Raw genomic sequence first — 2,322 nt, 5'->3', positions numbered from 1 at the left:
CCCGCGGTGGTGGCGCTGGACTGGGGCGCCGGCAGGTCGCTGGCCAGGATGAGGGGAAGCGAGGCCAACGACCCCATCACGGTGAGAGGGGGGAGGCCGGCGCTGGAGAGCAACAGAGCCGGGGGCGTGCTGGGCGGCATCACTCTCGGCGAGCCGATATACTTCAAGGCGTGGTTCAAGCCTACGCCATCGGTGAGGAAGCCACAAAGAACCGTAGACCTCTCAAAAATGGAGGAGACCACGCTGGAGTTCAGAGGCAGATACGACGTCTCCGTAGTGCCCAAAGCCTTGGTGGCGCTGGAGGCCATGACGGCGATAACCATCGCAGACCACATCCTGAGAGCTGGTTTACTGAGGAGAGACAAGCCCCTAAAAGATCCAATTGTTGATCCGTAAACATTTTATATGCGACGCGCCGCCACTATTGTGGAGGAGCTGGAGAAGTACCTCAGCGACTTGGAAGAGGCGAGGCGCATTAGGCGGGAGAGGGCAGACTGGAGTTTTATACACAGCCTACCCCCCAGACAGAGGGCGGCGCTACAGTACTACATAGAAACCGGGGATCTATACGTCGCGTCGCGCATCGCCGGCATGTCTATGGAGGAGTTCAACGAATTGAGGAGGAGGGCCAAGATCCCAAGCACGTGATGCAAGCGGTGGCGGACACCTGCTTTCTCCTAGACTGGGTGAAGTTCAGCAGACGCGATCTCTTATTCGACATATTCACCACAGTGTGGTTGCCCGAGCCGGTGCTGGGCGAGGTCAGGAGCGAAGACACCTTGACCTGGATATCAGAGCGTCTAGCCCAGAGAAAATTATCGCTAATCCCCGAGCTACCGGAGCTCAGAGCCAGAGCCCTGAGCTTAATGACAGCAGTGGCTTCCAGGCTGTCAATCCCCCTCGTGGACTACCCCGAGGCCTACTGCTTAGAGGCCGGGAGGGAGCTCGGCGCCGTGGTGTTGACGGAGAACAGAGGCGCTCTGGCGGTGCCGAGGATCCTCCCGGAGTACTCCGGCGTCGTTGTGTGGAGATCGCTTGAGGTGCTCGCCCAGGCTGTGCGCCTCGGCAAAGCCGACTGCGGCGTGTTTGACAGATATAGAGAGGAGGCTCTTCACGAATTCCCCCGGCGCGACCTAGAAAAAATTTTAAACGAAGTCGGCTGTAGAGACGGTGGAGGCCGAGGTAGAGGAGGAGCTCAGACGCATTAGGCGGGAGAGGGCGGACTGGAGTTTTATACAGAGTCTCCCCCCTAGGCAGAGGGCGGCGCTACAGTACTACATAGAAACCGGGGATATAAGAAGAGCCGCCAAGCTAGCCGGGCTCCCCCTGGAGGATTTTAGAGAACTCATGAGAAGGGCGAAAATCCCCCTCGCCGCGTAGCGCGCGGCCGGCGGGCTCTACATAAACTCGTCAAGCCTCCTCGACGGCTTGATGAGGGCGAGGGGGTCCCTCCCCACCAGCGCCACGTACCTCCCATACTCCTCGTCGAGGGGCTTGAGTCTGATCCGGCGCAGAGTTTCCCTAATCTGCCAATTCCCCACAGACACGTAGTAGCCCTCCCCAATCCACCTAACAATAGAGACAGTCCCCCTCCTACCCAAGGCGGCCAGCGTCTCCAGCACAGCCACCCTCGCCGCCTCGAAGCCCCCGTCCACGGTGCTCCTCCGGCCGCGGGAGTCCTCCACCACTTCGATCTCGGCCACCCTCCCCCCGTAGACCCAGCGCTCCAGGTAGAAAAACCGCAGAGGCCCCGGCACCACGGCGACTAGGTAGCGGTTGTCGAGATACTCGCCGTAGCCGTACAGCGCCCCGTCCACCTCAGGCATATCCCTCACCCTACCCGCCAGGTAGTCCCCCACAGCAACGTCCACCGCCGTTATCCCCCAGCGCGTCGGCACCAGCCTACGTCTGTGCCCCGCCCCCAGCAACCCCAGCGAAAACGCCCTCTGGATAATGTAGAGGTCGACCCCCCGGCGGTACAGCTCAACCACAGCCTCCCCCGCCTCTACGTCGTCAGACATCAGCCTGTCGAGAGGCCCCGGGACGGCTGGGTTCCCGCCGATGCGCACCCTCTCCAGAGGCGCCCTAGGGCCCATGGGCCTCTCCCTAAGGTCAAACCGAACCCCCGGCGCCGGGTCCCTCGCAAGCCTCATCTCCACATCCACCGGCCTCTCAGACACCGCGAGGAGGGGAAGCTCCCCCAGCTCCCACGGCCCCACCGACGTCTTGTACCCAAACGCCATGTAGCTCCTAAGCCTAATAATCTCCTCAAGGCCGCGCCCCCAGAGAAGCCGGGGGTCGTCATACGCCCTAGCCTCCTCC

At 61.8% G+C, this 2,322-nt stretch carries 5 protein-coding genes; 4 read left to right on the top strand and 1 reads right to left on the bottom strand.

The window, feature by feature from the left end:
- The 4 genes from ACP5J3_RS13400 to ACP5J3_RS13385 form a co-directional block, all read left to right on the top strand.
- On the top strand, nucleotides 1-396 hold a 396-nt coding region (locus ACP5J3_RS13400; protein WP_428496145.1), incomplete at its 5' end, for a chorismate synthase.
- 9 nt (nucleotides 397-405) lie between these two features.
- Nucleotides 406-648, top strand: a complete 243-nt coding sequence (locus ACP5J3_RS13395; RefSeq protein WP_428496144.1) for a hypothetical protein — start codon at nucleotides 406-408, stop codon at nucleotides 646-648.
- Entirely contained in the window at nucleotides 648-1,208 is a 561-nt protein-coding gene (locus ACP5J3_RS13390; RefSeq protein ID WP_428496146.1) for a hypothetical protein, read from the top strand. Before ACP5J3_RS13395 ends, ACP5J3_RS13390 begins: the two co-directional genes overlap by 1 nt.
- Nucleotides 1,171-1,380: a hypothetical protein gene (locus tag ACP5J3_RS13385; protein ID WP_428496143.1), complete on the top strand. Its 210-nt coding sequence runs from the start codon at nucleotides 1,171-1,173 to the stop codon at nucleotides 1,378-1,380. The genes ACP5J3_RS13390 and ACP5J3_RS13385 overlap by 38 nt, the downstream gene beginning before the upstream one ends.
- A 17-nt stretch (nucleotides 1,381-1,397) precedes the next feature.
- On the opposite strand, the gene ACP5J3_RS13380 is transcribed toward ACP5J3_RS13385, so the two are convergent.
- A partial coding sequence (locus tag ACP5J3_RS13380; RefSeq protein ID WP_428496142.1) for an Nre family DNA repair protein occupies nucleotides 1,398-2,322 on the bottom strand: 925 nt, incomplete at its 5' end.

Origin of the sequence: Pyrobaculum sp., from assembly GCF_049971835.1 — an archaeon.
GTDB lineage: Archaea > Thermoproteota > Thermoprotei > Thermoproteales > Thermoproteaceae > Pyrobaculum.
This window is presented reverse-complemented; position numbering and strand designations above follow the sequence as displayed.

Coding starts and splice junctions, on each gene's coding strand:
- ACP5J3_RS13395 (WP_428496144.1), top strand. CDS start 406: ATGCGACGCGCCGCCACTATTGTGGAGGAGCTGGAGAAGTACCTCAGC.
- ACP5J3_RS13390 (WP_428496146.1), top strand. CDS start 648: ATGCAAGCGGTGGCGGACACCTGCTTTCTCCTAGACTGGGTGAAGTTC.